We start from the raw sequence: 15,267 nt of genomic DNA, 5'->3' as shown, positions 1-15,267 counted from the left end.
CGCCGGCTCCGTGCGGCCCCCGCGCTTGCCCCCCCGGCCCCCCGCCCCCGGGACCTCGAAGGTCTCCAGGGCGTCGAGCACGTCCTGGACGCGCGCGATCTCCTTGTTGATGTCCTGACGGCGGCTCACCAGCTCGTCCAGGTCGCGCTGGCCGTCGCCGCGCAGCCGCTCCGCCTCGCTGCGGGCCGCGGCCACCAGCTCGTCCGCCTGCTCCTCGGCGCGGGCCCGGGCCGCCGCGGCGTCCTGCTCGGCCTTGCGCAACACCTCGGCGGCCTCGGCCGACTTGGCGTCGGCCTCCCTGGTGGCCGCGTCGAGCTTCTGCTCCGCCTCGTGCAGCAGCGCGTCCGCCTTCTTCACCGCGGCGATCCGCACCTTGGACGCCTCGGCCGACGCCTCCGAGGCGCGCTCGGCGGCCTGCCGCTCGGCCTCCTGCAGCTGCTCCTCGGCGGCCGCCACCAGCGCGTCGGCCCGCTCCCCGGCCGACTTGAGCGCGTCCGCGGCCTCCTTGCGGGAGCGCGCGTGCAGCGCCTCGACGTCCTTCTCCGCCTGGTCGCGCAGCTCCTGGGCGCGCTGCCGGATGGCCGCCGCGTCGCCGCGCGCCTCCACCAGCATCTCGTTCGCCTCCGAACGGGCCCGCTCCACCAGGGAGTTGGCCTGCTCCTGGCCGTCGTAGGCGAGCCGCTCGCCCTCCTTGCGGGCCGCCGCCACCAGCAGGTCGGCCTGCTCCTCCGCGGCCGCCGCGGCCGCCTGGGCGTCGGCGAGCGCCTGCTCGGCGAGATCCTCCGCCTCGCGGCGGGCCTGGGCCAGCGCCTCGCCGGCGGCCTCCCGCGTGGCGGCGGCGTCCTCGCCGGCCTGGGCGCGGATGGCGTCGGCCTCGCGGCGGGCCCGCTCCAGCGCGTCGTCGGCGGACGAGGCCACCTCGGCGGCGCGCTCCGCGGCGTCCGCCTTGATCGACTCGGCCTCCTCGCGGGCCCGCTCCAGCTCCGCCTCGCCGTCCTCGCGCAGCCCGCGGGCGGCCTCCTCGGCCTCGGCGAGGTGCCCGGCGGCCCGCTCCCGGGCGTGCTCCAGCAGCCGGTCGGCCTCCTCGCGGGCCGCGGTGGAGTGGTCCTCGGCGCTCGCGCGGAGCGTCTCGGCCTCCTCCTGGGCGACCGCCAGCGCGCGCTCGGCCTCGCTCTTCAGCGCGGCCTGCTCGGCCGCCGCGCGGTCGCGGCGCTCGGCCAACTCGGCCTCGGCGGCGGCCCGCAGGCCGCTCACCGACTCCCGCTCGGCCTCGGCGTCCGCCCGGCCGGCGGCGCGCAGCTCCTCGGCCTCGCCGCGGGCGTCGGCGAGCGCCGCCTCGGCGTCGGCGCGCAGCGCGGCCGCGCGCTCGGTGCCGGCCCGGACCAGCTCGACGGCCTGGGCGTCCGCGGAGGTGCGGGCCTCCTGGGCGGCCCGGTCGGCGGCGGAGCGCAGCGCGTCGGCCTGCTCGCGGGCCTCGGCCAGCGCGGACTCGGCCTCGGCCGCCAGGGCCTCGGCGGCCTCCCGGGCCGCGGCGCGGACGCCCTCCGCCTCGGCGGCGGCCTCGCTGCGGATGCCCGCGGCCTCGTCGTGGGCCTGGGCCAACTCGCCCTCGGCGCGGGCGCGCAGCTCCCCGGCGGCCTCCTGGGCGGCCGCACGGACCGTCTCGGCCTCGGCGGCGGCCTCGCTGCGGGCGGTGCCGGCGTCCTCGTGGGCCTGGGCCAGCTCGCCCTCGGCGCGGGCGCGCAGCTCCCCGGCGGCCTCGCCGGCCGCGGCCCGGACGGCCTCGGCGTCGGCCGCGGCCGCGGCGCGGGCCGTCTCGGCCTCGGCGGCCGCCTCGCCGCGGATGCCCGCGGCCTCGTCGCGGGCCTGGGCGAGCTCGCCCTCCGCCTCCGCCTCCAGCGCCTCGGCGTTCTCCCGGGAGGCCGCCCGGACGGCCTCGGCGTCGGCTGCGGCCGCGGCGCGCACCGTCTCGGCCTCGGCGGCAGCCTCGGTCCGGGTGGCGGCGGCCTCCTCGCGGGCCCGCGCCAGCGCGTCGTCGGCGTTGGCGGTGAGCTCCTCGGCTGCCTCTCGGGCCGCCAGCCGCACCGCCTCGGCCTCCGCGGCGGCCTCGCCGCGGGCCGCCTCGGCGTCCTCGCGGGCCCGGCCCAGCTCGCCGGCGGCCTGCGCGCGCAGCCCGGTGGCCTCCTCCTCGCCGGCCCGCACGGCGGCCGCCGCCCGGCGCTCGGCCTCCGCGACCAGCTCGGCGGCCGTCCGCTCGGCCTCGGCGCGCTGCTCGGCGGCGGCGTCCCGCTCGCGCTCGGCCTCGGCGGTGCGCTCGGCCAACTCCTCGCGCATCCGCTGCAGTTCCTCGGCGGCGTCCTGGTGCGCCCGGGAGGCGGCCGCCTCGGCCTCGGCGCGGGACGTCTCCGCCTCCGCGCGCAGCCGCTCGGTCTCGGCGCGGACGCCGGCCAGCTCCTCGTCGAGCGCGGCGCGGGCGGCCTCCGCGGCCTCCTCGGCGGCGCCGCGCAGCCGTTCGGCCTCCGCGGCGCCCTCGGCGGAGGCCTCCTCGCGGCGTCGCTCTGCGTCGCGTCCGGCCTCCTCCAGCAACTTCTCGGCCTGCGCGGCGGCGGCCTGGAGTCGCTCGGTGGCCTGCTCGCGGCCCTTCTCGGCGGCCGACTCGGCCTCCGACTGCGCCTCGGCGAGGCTGGCCCGCGCCTCGGCGCGCAGCGCGGCGGCCCGCGAACGGACCTCCTCGGCGTCGGTGTTGGCCTTCTCCAGGACCTCCTGGGCGCGGGCCAGCATGGCGTCCGCCTCGGCGCGCGTCGCCTGCGCCTGCTGCTCGTCGCGGAGCCGGGCCTGCTCGGCGAGGCGCTGCGCCTCCGCGCGGGCCGCCTCGACGGTGTCGCGGGCCTCGCCGCGGGCCTCGTCCAGCCGGGTGCGGGCCTGCCGCTCGGTGTTGGAGCGCAGCTGCTCGGCCCACTGCACCGTCTCGTTGACGTGGTCCTCGGTGGAGCGGCGGCGCTCGGCGAGCTCATCGTCCAGCTGGCGGCGGCGCTGCACGGCCTCGTTGTGCAGGTCGCGCTCGGCGTCGGAGCGCAGCTGCTCGGCGGCCATCTGCGCGTTGCGCAGCACCTGTTCGGCCTGGCCGCCGATGTTCTCGAAGCTGCCGCGGGGCTGGGCGGCGATGCGGCGGCGGGACTCGTGGAGCTTGGCGCGCAGCACCTCGACCTGGTAGCCGAGGTCCTCCGCATGGGCGACGGCCTTCTCGCGCTCGGTGCGCAGCCGATCCATGTCGGCCTCGATCCGGGACAGGCTGTCGTCCCTGCCAGGGTTGCCGTCCCTGCCCGGCATGCCTTCGGCGTGGTCGTCCGCCAGGCGCTCGTAGCCCCGCACTCCGCGGTCCCATCCGTTGCTCGTCGTTGTTCTGCTGCTCTCTGGGTGAATGTTGTCAGATCCCCGGGCTCCTGTGTGCCCCGACCACAGCGTCCGTCACTTCCCCGGGGGAAGGACGACCGGGCGGGACCGGTGGTTCCGGCTGGGGCCCGTCGCCAGTAGATTGGCCGTGGGCGCATGTTAAGGGTCGTTCACTCGAGGAGTTCACCATGGCCGCACAGCACGTCGACCGGGATCGCACCGCCGTCCTCGTCGCGGGGGCCCGCACCCCCATGGGCCGCCTGCTCGGCTCGCTGAAGTCCCTCTCCGGCGTGCAGCTGGGGGCCGCCGCGATCCGCGGCGCCCTGGAGCGCGCCGGGGTCGCGCCCGAGCAGGTGGAGTACGTGATCATGGGGCAGGTGCTGCAGGCCGGCGCCGGGCAGATGCCCGCCCGCCAGGCCGCGGTCGCCGCCGGCATCCCCATGACCGTCCCCGCCCTCACCGTCAACAAGGTCTGCCTCAGCGGGCTGGACGCCATCGCGCTCGCCGCCCAGCTGGTGCGCGCCGGCGAGTTCGAGGTCCTGGTCGCCGGCGGCCAGGAGTCCATGACCAACGCCCCCCATCTGCTGCCCGGTTCGCGCACCGGCAGCAAGTACGGCGCCATCGAGATGCTCGACTCGATGGAGTACGACGGGCTCACCGACGCCTACGACAAGGTCTCGATGGGCGAGTCCACCGAACGGCACAACGCCCGGCTGGGCATCGCCCGCGAGGCGCAGGACGCCTTCGCCGCCCGCAGCCACCAGCGGGCCGCCGCCGCGCAGAAGAACGGCGTGCTGGACGAGGAGATCGTCCCGGTGGAGATCCCGCAGCGGAAGGGCGACCCGGTGCGGGTCGCCGTCGACGAGGGCGTCCGCCCCGGCACCACGGCCGAGGCGCTCGCCGGGCTCCGTCCGGCCTTCGGCAGGGACGGCACCATCACCGCCGGCACCGCCTCGCAGATCTCCGACGGCGCCGCTGCGGTCGTGGTGATGAGCCGTGCCAAGGCGGAGGAGCTGGGCCTGGAGTGGCTCGCCGAGATCGGCGCGCACGGCAATGTGGCCGGCCCGGACAACTCGCTGCACGCGCAGCCCGCCAACGCCATCAAGGACGCGCTGCGCAAGGAGGGCCTGGGCGTCGGCGATCTCGACGTGGTCGAGATCAACGAGGCGTTCGCGGCGGTCGCCGTGCACTCCATGGCCGAGCTGGGCGTGGACGAGGAGAAGGTGAACCCCAACGGCGGGGCGATCGCGCTGGGGCACCCGCTGGGGATGTCCGGGGCGCGGATCGTGCTGCACGCGGCGCTGGAGCTGAAGCGGCGCGGCGGCGGGGTCGCCGCGGCCGGGCTGTGCGGGGGCGGCGGGCAGGGCGACGCGCTCGTGCTGCGGCGGCGTTGAGGCAGCAGGTCGGAGCAGGTCCGGGCAGGTCGGGTCGAGGCGAAGGGCACGAGGGCGGGTATGGACGTCGCAGGGCTGGTGGAGCGGGCGCGCGGCGGGGATCCGCGCGCCGTCGCCCGCCTCATCACGCTGGTGGAGAACGACGCGCCGCAGCTGCGCGAGGTCGCGGCGGCGCTCGCCCCGCACACCGGCCGCGCGGCGGTGATCGGCCTCACCGGCGCGCCCGGTGTCGGCAAGTCGACGACGGTGTCGGCGCTGGTGACGGCGTACCGGCGGCGCGGGCTGCGGGTCGGCGTGCTGGCCGTCGACCCGACGTCGCCGTTCACCGGCGGCGCGCTGCTCGGCGACCGGGTGCGGATGCAGGACCACGCGGGCGACCGCGAGGTCTACATCCGCTCCATGGCGACCCGCGGGCACCTGGGCGGGCTGGCCTCCGCGGCGCCCCAGGCGGTGCGGGTGCTGGACGCGGCCGGCTGCGACGTGGTGCTGGTGGAGACGGTGGGGGTGGGCCAGTCCGAGGTGGAGATCGCCGGCCAGGCGGACACCACGGTGGTGCTGCTCGCCCCGGGGATGGGCGACTCGGTGCAGGCGGCGAAGGCGGGGGTGCTGGAGATCGGCGACGTCTTCGTCGTCAACAAGGCCGACCGGGACGGGGCGGACGCGGTGGCCCGCGAGATCAACCAGATGCTGGCGCTGGGGGAGGCGCGCGCGGCGGGGGAGTGGCGGCCGGTGGTCGTCAAGGCGGCGACGGCGCGGGGGGAGGGCGTCGAGGAGGTGGTCGCCTCGCTGGAGAAGCACCGCGGCTGGCTCGAGGAGGCGGGCGCGCTCGCGGTGCGGCGGCGGGAGCGGGCGGCGCGCGAGGTGGAGGCGATCGCGCTGGCGCGTGTCCGGGCGCGGCTGGCGGGGACGGACGGCGCGCGGCTGGACGCTCTCGCGGAGCAGGTCGCCGATGGGACGCTGGACCCCTACACGGCGTCCGACCGGCTCCTCGGCTGACCGCTCGGCGCGGTGCGCTGTCCGCCGCCGCAAAGCCCCGGCAGCCCCAAAGCTCCGGCGCCGCCGGCGGCCCCGGGAATCAGACCGAGACGGGCTCGGACTCGTCGTCGGGGGCGTCCTCGAAACGGGGGGCGATCTCGCGGGTGATCTTGCGCTCCGCGATGAACGAGCAGATCGGGATCGTCCCCGCCACCAGCACCAGCAGCAGCTTGCCCAGCGGCCACTTCACCTTCAGCCCCAGGTTGAAGGCCGCGACCAGGTAGACGATGAAGAGATAGCCGTGCGCCATCCCGATGTACACGACCGGCTTGTCGCTGTTGCCGAGCAGGTACTCGTTGACCATGGCGCCGCACAGCGCCAGCAGCATGACGCCGGTCACATACGCCATTACCCGGTACCGGGTCAGAACACCGCGCTTCATGAACGAAGACTCTAACCGTCCGCTTTGTCGATCTTGGGCGCGCCCCCCTCGTCGACGGCGTCGTCCGCCTCGACGAAGTCGCCCGCCGCCACCCGCAGCGGGCGCAGCAGCCGGAAGATCTCCTCGCAGCCCGCCGCGTCGTACGCGCCGAGCCCGAACTGCATCGCGTTCAGCTTCTCGGTGGTCGCCTCGACCGCCGCCCGTCCCTCGTCCGTGATCGCCGCCAGCACGCCGCGTCCGTCGTTCGGGTTGGGCCGCTTGATGACGAGACCCGCCCGCGCCAGCCGGTCGATGGTGTTCGTCACCGACGTCGGATGCACCATCAGCCGCTCGCCGATCTTCGACATCGGCAGCTCGCCGGCCCGGCTGAAGGTGAGCAGCACCAGCGCCTCGTACCGCGCGAACGTCAGGTCGAACGGCTTGAGCACCGCGTCCACCTCCGCCAGCAGGATCTGCTGGGCGCGCATGATCGAGGTGATGGCGACCATGGACGGCACGCGCCCCCACCGCTCGGTCCACTTCTCGTCCGCGGCGGTGATGGGGTCGAAGGACAGGCTCAACGGCTTGGGCACATGACGGAGTGTAGACGGACACTCAGTGTCAGCGGCCGGAGCCAACGGGGAGTCACGTACGCTCGCTCGGGTGGCAGTCTTTCGGCTTGAGGACACCCGGGTGCTCGCCGTCGAGTTGAACGGGGACGCGGTCCGGGCGAAGAACGGATCGATGGTCGCCTACGACGGGCGGATGGGCTTCAAGCGGCTCACCGGCGGCGGCGAGGGCCTGCGGGGGATGGTGACGCGCCGGGTGACCGGCGAGCACATGACGGTGATGGAGGTGAAGGGCCAGGGCACCTGCTACTTCGCCGACCGCGCGTCGAACATCAACCTGGTGCGCCTGGGCGGCGAGAAGCTCTACGTCGAGGCGAGCAACCTGCTCTGCACCGAGGAGGGCCTGCGCACCGGCACCACCTTCACCGGGCTGCGCGGCGCCGCCGAGGGCAACGGCCTGTTCACCACCACCGTGCACGGCACCGGCTGGGCCGCGCTGATGTCGGACGGCCCCGCCGTGATCCTGCGCGTCGCCCCCGGGCTGCCGCTCACCGTCGACCCCGGTGCCTATGTCGCCCACACCGGCGAGCTGAAGCAGCAGTTCGTCTCCGGCGTCACCTGGCGCACCGCGATCGGGGAGGGCTCCGGCGAGGGCGTCCAGCTGCGCTTCGAGGGCTCGGGGACGGTCTACGTCCAGCCGTCCGAGCGCACCACCCTGGGAGGGCAGCTCTGATGCGGCAGATCAACTCCAAGATGGTGGAGGCCCGGGTCGTCCCCGGGCAGCGGCTCTTCAGCCAGCGCGGCGCGATGCTCGCCTGCACCGGGGACGTCACCTTCACCCCCAACATCGTCGGCGGGCAGGGCGGGTTCGGCTCGATGCTGGGCCGGCGGGTCGCCAACGAGGACACCCCGCTGATGACCGTGGAGGGCAGCGGCACCGTCCTCTTCGGCCACGGCGGGCACCACGTCCATGTCGTCGAACTCTCCGGCGAGGAGCTGTTCGTGGAGGCCGACCGGCTGCTCTCCTTCGAGGGCAGCCTCCAGCAGTCCACCGTCTTTCTCGGGCAGCAGGGCGGCCTGATGGGCGTGGTCCGCGGCCAGGCCACCGGCCAGGGCCTGTTCACCACCAAGCTCGCCGGCCACGGGTCGGTGGCGGTGCTGGCGCACGGCGGGATCTTCGAGCTGGCCATCACGCCCGACCGGCCGCGGCACGTCGACCCGCAGGCGTACGTGGCGCACCGCGGCGACGTCCGGAACAAGCTGTCGACCGCGCTGGGCTGGCGCGAGATGGTGGGACGGGGTTCCGGCGAGGGCTTCCAGCTCGAACTGTCGGGCAGCGGCTCGGTGTTCGTCCAGGCCAGCGAGGAGAAGTTCTGATGACGGTGGACGTGCTGGACCCGGCGACGCTGCCGGTCGACGACAACGTCAACCCCTACGTCTTCTGCGTGGACCTCAACGGGGAGTGGTTCCTGCAGAAGGGCAAGATGATCGCCTACTACGGCGACATCCGCTTCGACGGGCTGGGTCACGGCCCGCTGGACGGGCTGGTGGCCGCCTCCTTCCACTCGCCGCTGCACGCCGGGCACTGGGTGGTGGCGCAGGGCCGCGGAAAGCTGCTGCTCGCCGACCGCGCCTACGACGTCAACTCCTTCGACCTGGAGGACGGCAACCTCAACATCCGCTCCGGGAACCTGCTCGCCTTCCAGCCGGGGCTGGCGCTGAAGCAGTCGATCATCCCGGGGTTCCTGACGCTCATCGGCACCGGCAAGTTCGTGGCCGCCTCCAACGGGCCGGTGCACTTCGTGGAGCCGCCGATCCGCGTCGACCCGCAGGCGCTGGTGGGCTGGGCGGACACGCCCTCGCCGTGCCACCACTACGACCACCACTACCTGCGCGGCTTCCTGGGCGGGGTGCGGGCGCTGACCGGGATCGGCGGGGCCTCCGGCGAGGAGCACCAGTTCGAGTTCACCGGGTCGGGGACGGTGCTGATGCAGTCCAGCGAGGCGCTGATGCCGGAGGAGGCGGTCGGCGCGGTCGGCGTCGCCGGGGAGCAGGGGCGGGGCGTGCCGGGGGCGGGAGTCCCGCAGCAGGCCGGCGGGCAGCCGGGCCAGGAGGGGCTGGGCGGGCTGCTGGGCGGCATCCTCGGCGGGCGCTGACGCGCCGTCCGGTGCCCGTCCGCTGCCCGGTGCCCGGCGATCATCTCGTTACACTGCGCGTATGCGGGAGACGGCAGAGGGCGCCCGGGGCTCGGACTGGCTCGACGATCAGGAGCAGCGCGTCTGGCGCGCCCATCTGGCCGTCGGGCGGCTGCTGAACCACCGGATGGGCCGCGATCTGGCGGCCTTCGGGCTGTCGCTGAACGACTACGAGATCCTGGTGAACCTCTCCGAGGCGCCCGAGCGGCGGCTGCGGATGACCGAGCTGGCGGACGCCACCCTGCTGTCCAAGAGCCGGCTGTCGCACCAGATCACCCGGATGGAGAAGGCCGGGCTGGTGCGGCGGGAGCGGTGCCTGCGGGACGGGCGCGGCCTGGAGGCGGTGCTGACGGAGCACGGCGGGCAGGTGCTGGCGCGGGTGGCGCCGGAGCATGTCCGCGGGGTGCGCAGGCACTTCTTCGACCGGCTGTCGGCGGGGGACGTGGACGCGTTGGAGCGCGCGCTGGTGCCGCTGGCGGAATACCTGGAGACGGTGACGGACGTGCGGACCTGAACCCGGCACCCCGCCCGCCCGGGGCGCGGATGCCCGGGGTTCGTGACTCCCGAGTAGGGGCATGCCAAGATGGTTGGACGTCCTACTAAAACTATCGGAGGTCCCCACCCCATGGACGCCGAGGACATCGCCGCCGGTCGCGAGCGGTGGCAGCAGCGCTACAGCGCAGCGCCCAAGCGCGACGCCGACTTCACCACGCTCTCCGGCTCGCCGGTCGACCCCGTCTACGGCCCGCCGGACGGCACCGACGACCCCCGCCTGGCCCGCATCGGCTGGCCCGGCGAGTACCCCTACACCCGCGGGCTGTACCCCACCGGCTACCGCGGCCGCGCCTGGACGATCCGCCAGTTCGCCGGCTTCGGCAACGCCCGGCAGACCAACGAGCGGTACCGCATGATCCTGGACGCGGGCGGCGGCGGCCTCTCCGTGGCCTTCGACATGCCCACCCTGATGGGCCGCGACTCCGACGACCCCCGCTCGCTCGGCGAGGTCGGCCACTGCGGCGTCGCCATCGACACCGCCGCCGACATGGACGTCCTCTTCGAGGGCATCCCGCTCGCCGACGTCACCACCTCGATGACGATCTCCGGCCCGGCCGTCCCGGTCTTCTGCATGTACCTGGTCGCCGCCGAGCGGCAGGGCGCCGACATCCGGGCGCTGGACGGCACCCTGCAGACGGACATCTTCAAGGAGTACATCGCCCAGAAGGAGTGGCTCTTCGACCCCGAGCCGCATCTGCGCCTCATCGGCGACCTGATGGAGTACTGCGCGGAGAACATCCCGGCCTACAAGCCGCTCTCGGTCTCCGGCTACCACATCCGCGAGGCCGGCTCGACGGCCGCGCAGGAGCTCGCCTTCACGCTCGCCGACGGCTTCGGCTACGTCGAGCTCGGCCTCTCCCGCGGCCTGGACGTGGAGCGGTTCGCCCCCGGGCTCTCCTTCTTCTTCGACGCCCACATCGACCTCTTCGAGGAGATCGCCAAGTTCCGCGCCGCGCGCCGGATCTGGGCCCGGTGGATGCGCGACGTCTACGGCGCCGCCACCCCGCGCGCCCAGTGGCTGCGCTTCCACACCCAGACGGCCGGCGTCTCGCTCACCGCGCAGCAGCCGCACAACAATGTGGTGCGCACGGCCGTCGAGGCGCTCGCCGCGGTGCTGGGCGGCACCAACTCCCTGCACACCAACGCCCTGGACGAGACGCTGGCGCTGCCCTCCGAGGAGGCCGCGGAGATCGCGCTGCGCACCCAGCAGGTGATCATGGAGGAGACCGGCGTCACCAACGTCGCCGACCCGCTCGGCGGCTCCTGGTACGTCGAGGCGCTGACGGACCGCATCGAGGCCGAGGCCGAGGAGATCTTCCGGCGCATCCGGGAGATGGGCGAGCGCGCGGTGCCCACCGGCGAGCACCCCATCGGGCCGATCACCTCCGGGATCCTCAAGGGCATCGAGGACGGCTGGTTCACCGGCGAGATCGCCGAGGCCGCGTTCCAGTACCAGCGGGCGCTGGAGAAGGGCGAGAAGCGGGTCGTCGGCGTCAACTGCCACACCGGCTCGGTCTCCCGGGAGCTGACGATCATGCGGGTCGGCCACGAGGTGGAGCGCGACCAGAACGCGCTGCTGGGCGAGCGCCGCGCGGCCCGCGACGAGGCGGCGGTGCGCGCGGGGTTGGACGCCATGCTGGCCGCGGCGCGCGGCGGGGCGAACATGATCCCGGCGATGCTGGACGCGGTGCGGGCGGAGGCGACGCTCGGCGAGATCTGCGACGCGCTGCGCGCCGAGTGGGGCACGTACGCGGAGCCGGCCCGGTTCTGAAGTTGCCCCGCGCCCCCATGGGGCGCGGGGTAGGGCAGGATGGAGGCATGCAGCAGCAGCCACCACGGAACATGTCCCTTCGGGGCGCGGTCGACCTCGCCGCGGTGAAGGCCGCCGGCGAGGCCAAGGAGAAGGCGCAGGAGCGTGCCCGCACGGCCCGCGAGCAGGGCGCCCCGGTCGCGTCCAGCGCGGTCCTCGACGTCGACGAGGCGTCGTTCGAGCAGGAGGTGCTCCAGCGCTCGGCGAGCGTGCCGGTCGTCGTCGACTTCTGGGCCGACTGGTGCCAGCCCTGCAAGCAGCTCTCGCCGGTGCTGGAGAAGCTGGCGGAGGAGTACAACGGCAAGTTCATCCTGGCCAAGCTCGACATCGAGGCCAACCAGGCGCTCGCCCAGTCGATCCTGTCCCAGCTGGGCGTCCAGGGCATCCCGTTCGTGCTGGCCTTCGTCGGCGGCCAGCCGGTGCCGATGTTCCAGGGGGCGGTGCCGATGGAGCAGGCCCGCCAGGTGATCGACCAGCTGGTCGACGTCGCCGAGCAGCAGTTCGGCATCGTCGGCGAGCCGATCGGCGAGAGCCCCGCCGACGACGCGGAGGAGTCCGCGCTCCCCGAGGTGCCGGAGGACCCGGCGCTGGCCGCCGCGCACGACGCGCTGGACCGGGGCGACCTGGGCGGCGCCGTGCAGGCGTACCGCAATGTCCTCGCCGACCGTCCGGGCGACGAGGAGGCCAAGGCCGGCCTGGCGCAGGCGGAGCTGCTGCAGCGCACCATCGACCTCGACCCGGCGGCGGTCCGCTCCGAGGCCGCGGAGAACCCGACCGACCCCCAGGCCCAGATCCGCGCCGCCGACCTGGATCTGGTGGGCGGTCATGTCGAGGACGCCTTCGGGCGGTTGGTGGAGACGGTCGGCCGGGTCTTCGGCGACGACCGCAACACCGTGCGGGTGCACCTGCTGAGCCTCTTCGAGGTGATCGGCACGGAGGACCCGCGGGTGGCCGCGGCCCGCCAGGCGCTGGCGCGCAAGCTCTTCTGAGAACGCTCTCGACCGACTCCCGGGTCGCCCTCGGCGCCGGGACGGATCCCCTGGTGGGATGCCGTTCCGGCGCCTTTCTCATGTCGCCGTGCGTGGCGGCTTGTCGACAATGTCACCGTATCGAGGGAGGGGTTACCGAACCGATATGAAACCACGGAGCGTGTCCGGAGACGGGGGCAACTCGTCGGGGTTGGGCGGTCTTTGGCCCCTTTTGCCGAGTGTATCGGATGCACTGTGTGACCGATGGTGCGTGACGGCTGAGCGTGTTCGGACACCTGAACGATACTGGCCGGTAACGAAACCCTTGTGTGTCGCCTGTGGTTTGCGCCACGATCGGGCACGCTCGGTTTCTACCACGCAGTAGATCGCAAGATCGTCCGCCCGGGGGGCAGGGAGGAAGACGATGACCCAAGCACACGGTCGTACCCGCTGGAAGCGGTTCGGCCTGGTGATGGTGCCCACGCTGTTGGCCACCGCCGGAGTGGGAGTGGCACTCTCGCAGCAGGCCCTGGCGGCCTCGTTCAGCGTCTCCGGACAGCAGTTCAAGGTGTCCGCCGACAAGCTCACGGCCGATGGCTTCACCCAGTTCGGGTCCGTCGACAAGGGCCAGAACGACGGCCACGCGGTGGCCGTCTCCGGGATGAGCCACGCCACGCTGACCAACATGTGCCAGTCGGTGCTCATCCCCGACGTGCCGCTGGTCGGCGACGTCACGCTGAAGCTGACGGCCGGCAAGACCAAGCCGGTGCAGGCCACCAACCTCTACGCGGACCTCACCGACCTCAGCGGTGACGCCACGTTCACCAACGTGGACATCGGCACCGCCGTGGAGTCGCTCAACAAGGGCCCGAAGCCGCCGGAGGGCGACCCGATCAAGCCGGGCTCCTTCTCGCAGCAGGCCACCCACATCGAGGTCGACGGGCTGCACCAGACCGCGTGGGCGACGACCGCGGGCACCTTCAAGCTCGCCGGGCTCGGCATGAAGCTCAACGCCGGCAAGCACGAGTGCTACTGACGCGCTGCGTCCGGTTCGCCTTGCCGCCCCTTCGCCCCGGCACCCCGCCCGAGCCGCGCTGCGCGCGGCCGGCGGGGCGCCGGGGTGGGCAATACCCGTACCACCTGGGAGTTCTGACGTGACGACCGCACCGGCGAACCCTGAAAAGGGCGGCGCCCTCGACGGGATCGGTCCCGCGCTCGGCCGCTGGCGGCGCGGCTTCCGCGCCTGGCGCTCCGGCCGGCCCTTCTGGGCCGGGCTGCTGATCCTGCTGGCCGGCGGGCCGATCCTGTACTTCCCCTATGCCCACATCCAGCTGGGCAGCCTGACGGTCGCGATGTCGACGGTCAGCGGGGCCGGCTCGCTCGTCATCGGGCTGCTGCTGATCGTGCTGGGCATCACCGTCTGGTTCCAGCCGCTGGTGCGGGTCTTCGTCGGCGTCGCCACGATCATCCTGTCGCTCGTCGCGCTGGTGATCTCCAACTTCGGTGGCTTCGGGCTGGGCCTGATCCTCGGGCTGCTCGGCGGCGCGCTCGCCATCGCCTGGACGTTCGACAAGGCGGCGCCGGAGCCGGCAGCGCCCGCCCCCGCCTCCGACTCCGGCCCGGAGAGCACCACCGTCGGGCCCGGGAGCGAGTGAGAGGATCCCTGATCCGAGATGTCCATCCACGACCTGTGGGACCGGGTGCCCCGCCGTGCCCGCATCGCCGCCCTGGCGACGGTGCCGACCGTGGCCCTGGTGGTCGGCGCCGGCGTGGCCGCGGCCGAGCCCGGGGGCTCCGGGAACGGGGCCGCACTCGCTCCGGGCCCGCTGCTGCGCGGCGCCACCGTCTCCGCCACCGGCACGCCCTCGCCGGGCAACACCGACGGCCCCTGCGCGGTGCCGACCGGATCGGCGAGCCCCAGCGGCAGCACCTCCGCGAGCCCGGGCGACACGCCCTCGGGGTCGGCGTCCGCCTCCCCGTCCAAGGACGCCAAGGGCGGCAAAGGCGGGCTGCTGGGCGGCCTGACCAAGTCCCCGACGGCCACGTCCTCCACCGGCGGGAGTGACGCCAAGTCGGCGTCCTCGCCCGCCTCCGGCTCCTCCGGGGCGGGGAAGGCGGCGGGCTCCGCGACGCCGTCGCCGAGCGCCACCTCCAAGCACCCGATCCTGGACTGGTTCAACAACCTCTTCGGGATCAACAAGTCGGCGTCGCCGAGTGCGAGCGCCACGAAGATCAGCGCATCCCCCAGCGCCGACGCCGGCTCCGGCGCCTCGGGGTCGGGGACGTCCCCGAAGTCGCCGAAGTCCGGCGGCGGGACGACGGCGTCGCCGTCGACGAAGGCGAAGGCGGCGAAGTCGAAGTCGGCGAGCCCCACCCCGACGCCGACGAACACCACGCCGTCGCCGTCCGCGAGCGCGAGCTCCTCGGCCAAGGCCAAGGACCTCAAGACCACGGACAAGTGGCCGTACGCCTGCCCCACCGAGATGCCGAAGAACACCGTCGGCGCCGACAACGGCGTGAACCTGCCGAAGGTGGCGTGGCACCTCAACTCGTCGAAGCTGGTGCTGTACGGGCTGTACTACCACGGCATCGTCAAGGTGAACGCCAGCGGGACGACGAAGACGGTCATGAAGTTCACCGCCTCCGCGGTGGACATCGGCGACCTGGACATGTCGGCCGAGCTGAGCAACGGCACGACGCTGCACGTGGTCGGGGGCAAGGGCACCACCTCGACGATCCGCGGCGGCCAGGTGACGATGTACACCCAGGACCTGAAGGGGAACCTCTTCGGGCTGGTGCCGCAGAACTACCACCCGAAGTTCCTTCAGGACCCGTGGTTCGTCGAGCCGATCAACGCGCTCGTCGGCGACCTGCCGATCCCCGCGACGTACACGGACGTGTCGCTGGACAACGCCGGCCAGTTCGGCGGAACGCTGAAGATCCCCGGGATGAGGACCTACTCGACGAAGGGCTGAGCCGGGGCGCCC

14 protein-coding genes are annotated in these 15,267 nt (G+C 74.0%); 11 read left to right on the top strand and 3 right to left on the bottom strand.

What is annotated here, in order from left to right; all coding sequences use genetic code 11:
• On the bottom strand, nt 1-3,330 hold a 3,330-nt coding region (locus BIV57_RS20745; RefSeq protein ID WP_419185735.1), incomplete at its 3' end, for a hypothetical protein.
• A gap of 251 nt (nt 3,331-3,581) precedes the next feature.
• Here BIV57_RS20745 and BIV57_RS20740 point away from each other — a divergent pair.
• Both BIV57_RS20740 and meaB read left to right on the top strand, forming a co-directional pair.
• Complete coding sequence (locus BIV57_RS20740; RefSeq protein WP_071658384.1) at nt 3,582-4,787, top strand: acetyl-CoA C-acetyltransferase; 1,206 nt, start codon at nt 3,582-3,584, stop codon at nt 4,785-4,787.
• A gap of 60 nt (nt 4,788-4,847) precedes the next feature.
• Nucleotides 4,848-5,783 carry a methylmalonyl Co-A mutase-associated GTPase MeaB gene (meaB, locus tag BIV57_RS20735; protein ID WP_071658383.1) on the top strand — a complete coding sequence of 312 codons (936 nt, stop codon included), beginning with the start codon at nt 4,848-4,850 and terminating at the stop codon, nt 5,781-5,783.
• Nucleotides 5,784-5,862: 79 nt separating this feature from the next.
• On the opposite strand, the gene BIV57_RS20730 is transcribed toward meaB, so the two are convergent.
• Together BIV57_RS20730 and BIV57_RS20725 are read right to left on the bottom strand one after the other, a co-directional pair.
• A complete protein-coding gene (locus tag BIV57_RS20730; protein WP_071658382.1) occupies nt 5,863-6,204 on the bottom strand; it encodes a DUF3817 domain-containing protein in 342 nt (113 codons plus the stop codon).
• A gap of 11 nt (nt 6,205-6,215) precedes the next feature.
• Nucleotides 6,216-6,776: a MarR family winged helix-turn-helix transcriptional regulator gene (locus tag BIV57_RS20725; RefSeq protein WP_071658381.1), complete on the bottom strand. Its 561-nt coding sequence runs from the start codon at nt 6,774-6,776 to the stop codon at nt 6,216-6,218.
• 70 nt (nt 6,777-6,846) lie between these two features.
• On the opposite strand from BIV57_RS20725, the gene BIV57_RS20720 reads away from it, so the two are divergent.
• From BIV57_RS20720 to BIV57_RS20680, 9 genes are all read left to right on the top strand, one after another.
• Nucleotides 6,847-7,485, top strand: a complete 639-nt coding sequence (locus BIV57_RS20720; RefSeq protein WP_071658380.1) for an AIM24 family protein — start codon at nt 6,847-6,849, stop codon at nt 7,483-7,485.
• Nucleotides 7,485-8,129, top strand: coding sequence for an AIM24 family protein (locus BIV57_RS20715; RefSeq protein WP_071658379.1), 645 nt, complete (start codon nt 7,485-7,487; stop codon nt 8,127-8,129). The genes BIV57_RS20720 and BIV57_RS20715 overlap by 1 nt, the downstream gene beginning before the upstream one ends.
• The gene (locus tag BIV57_RS20710) at nt 8,129-8,908 is read left to right on the top strand and encodes an AIM24 family protein (protein ID WP_071658378.1); all 780 of its coding nucleotides are present in this window, start codon (nt 8,129-8,131) and stop codon (nt 8,906-8,908) included. The genes BIV57_RS20715 and BIV57_RS20710 overlap by 1 nt, the downstream gene beginning before the upstream one ends.
• Before the next feature lie 61 nt (nt 8,909-8,969).
• A complete protein-coding gene (locus BIV57_RS20705; RefSeq protein ID WP_071658377.1) occupies nt 8,970-9,461 on the top strand; it encodes a MarR family winged helix-turn-helix transcriptional regulator in 492 nt (163 codons plus the stop codon).
• Between the two features lie 111 nt (nt 9,462-9,572).
• On the top strand, nt 9,573-11,273 hold the full coding sequence (locus tag BIV57_RS20700; protein WP_071658376.1) for a coenzyme B12-dependent isobutyryl-CoA mutase large subunit: 1,701 nt from the start codon (nt 9,573-9,575) through the stop codon (nt 11,271-11,273).
• A 47-nt stretch (nt 11,274-11,320) separates the two neighbouring features.
• Nucleotides 11,321-12,301 (top strand): tetratricopeptide repeat protein, encoded by a 981-nt coding sequence (locus BIV57_RS20695; protein WP_245797829.1) that lies wholly within the window; start codon nt 11,321-11,323, stop codon nt 12,299-12,301.
• Between the two features lie 403 nt (nt 12,302-12,704).
• Nucleotides 12,705-13,316 carry a DUF6230 family protein gene (locus BIV57_RS20690; protein WP_071658374.1) on the top strand — a complete coding sequence of 204 codons (612 nt, stop codon included), beginning with the start codon at nt 12,705-12,707 and terminating at the stop codon, nt 13,314-13,316.
• Nucleotides 13,317-13,434: 118 nt separating this feature from the next.
• Entirely contained in the window at nt 13,435-13,935 is a 501-nt protein-coding gene (locus BIV57_RS20685) for a DUF6114 domain-containing protein (protein WP_107409648.1), read from the top strand.
• Nucleotides 13,936-13,953: 18 nt separating this feature from the next.
• The gene (locus BIV57_RS20680; protein WP_071658373.1) at nt 13,954-15,255 is read left to right on the top strand and encodes a hypothetical protein; all 1,302 of its coding nucleotides are present in this window, start codon (nt 13,954-13,956) and stop codon (nt 15,253-15,255) included.
• Nucleotides 15,256-15,267 lie beyond the last annotated feature (12 nt).

It is taken from the genome of Mangrovactinospora gilvigrisea, from assembly GCF_001879105.1.
GTDB lineage: Bacteria > Actinomycetota > Actinomycetes > Streptomycetales > Streptomycetaceae > Mangrovactinospora > Mangrovactinospora gilvigrisea.
Note: the sequence above shows the minus strand (reverse complement) of the source record. Positions and strands in the feature narration are given on the sequence as shown.

Excerpts from the sequence above, each read along its gene's own strand:
- BIV57_RS20715 (WP_071658379.1), top strand. The coding sequence starts at position 7,485 with ATGCGGCAGATCAACTCCAAGATGGTGGAGGCCCGGGTCGTCCCCGGG.
- meaB (WP_071658383.1), top strand. The coding sequence starts at position 4,848 with ATGGACGTCGCAGGGCTGGTGGAGCGGGCGCGCGGCGGGGATCCGCGC.
- BIV57_RS20690 (WP_071658374.1), top strand. The coding sequence starts at position 12,705 with ATGACCCAAGCACACGGTCGTACCCGCTGGAAGCGGTTCGGCCTGGTG.
- BIV57_RS20740 (WP_071658384.1), top strand. The coding sequence starts at position 3,582 with ATGGCCGCACAGCACGTCGACCGGGATCGCACCGCCGTCCTCGTCGCG.
- BIV57_RS20730 (WP_071658382.1), bottom strand. The coding sequence starts at position 6,204 with ATGAAGCGCGGTGTTCTGACCCGGTACCGGGTAATGGCGTATGTGACC.
- BIV57_RS20680 (WP_071658373.1), top strand. The coding sequence starts at position 13,954 with ATGTCCATCCACGACCTGTGGGACCGGGTGCCCCGCCGTGCCCGCATC.
- BIV57_RS20700 (WP_071658376.1), top strand. The coding sequence starts at position 9,573 with ATGGACGCCGAGGACATCGCCGCCGGTCGCGAGCGGTGGCAGCAGCGC.
- BIV57_RS20695 (WP_245797829.1), top strand. The coding sequence starts at position 11,321 with ATGCAGCAGCAGCCACCACGGAACATGTCCCTTCGGGGCGCGGTCGAC.
- BIV57_RS20705 (WP_071658377.1), top strand. The coding sequence starts at position 8,970 with ATGCGGGAGACGGCAGAGGGCGCCCGGGGCTCGGACTGGCTCGACGAT.
- BIV57_RS20710 (WP_071658378.1), top strand. The coding sequence starts at position 8,129 with ATGACGGTGGACGTGCTGGACCCGGCGACGCTGCCGGTCGACGACAAC.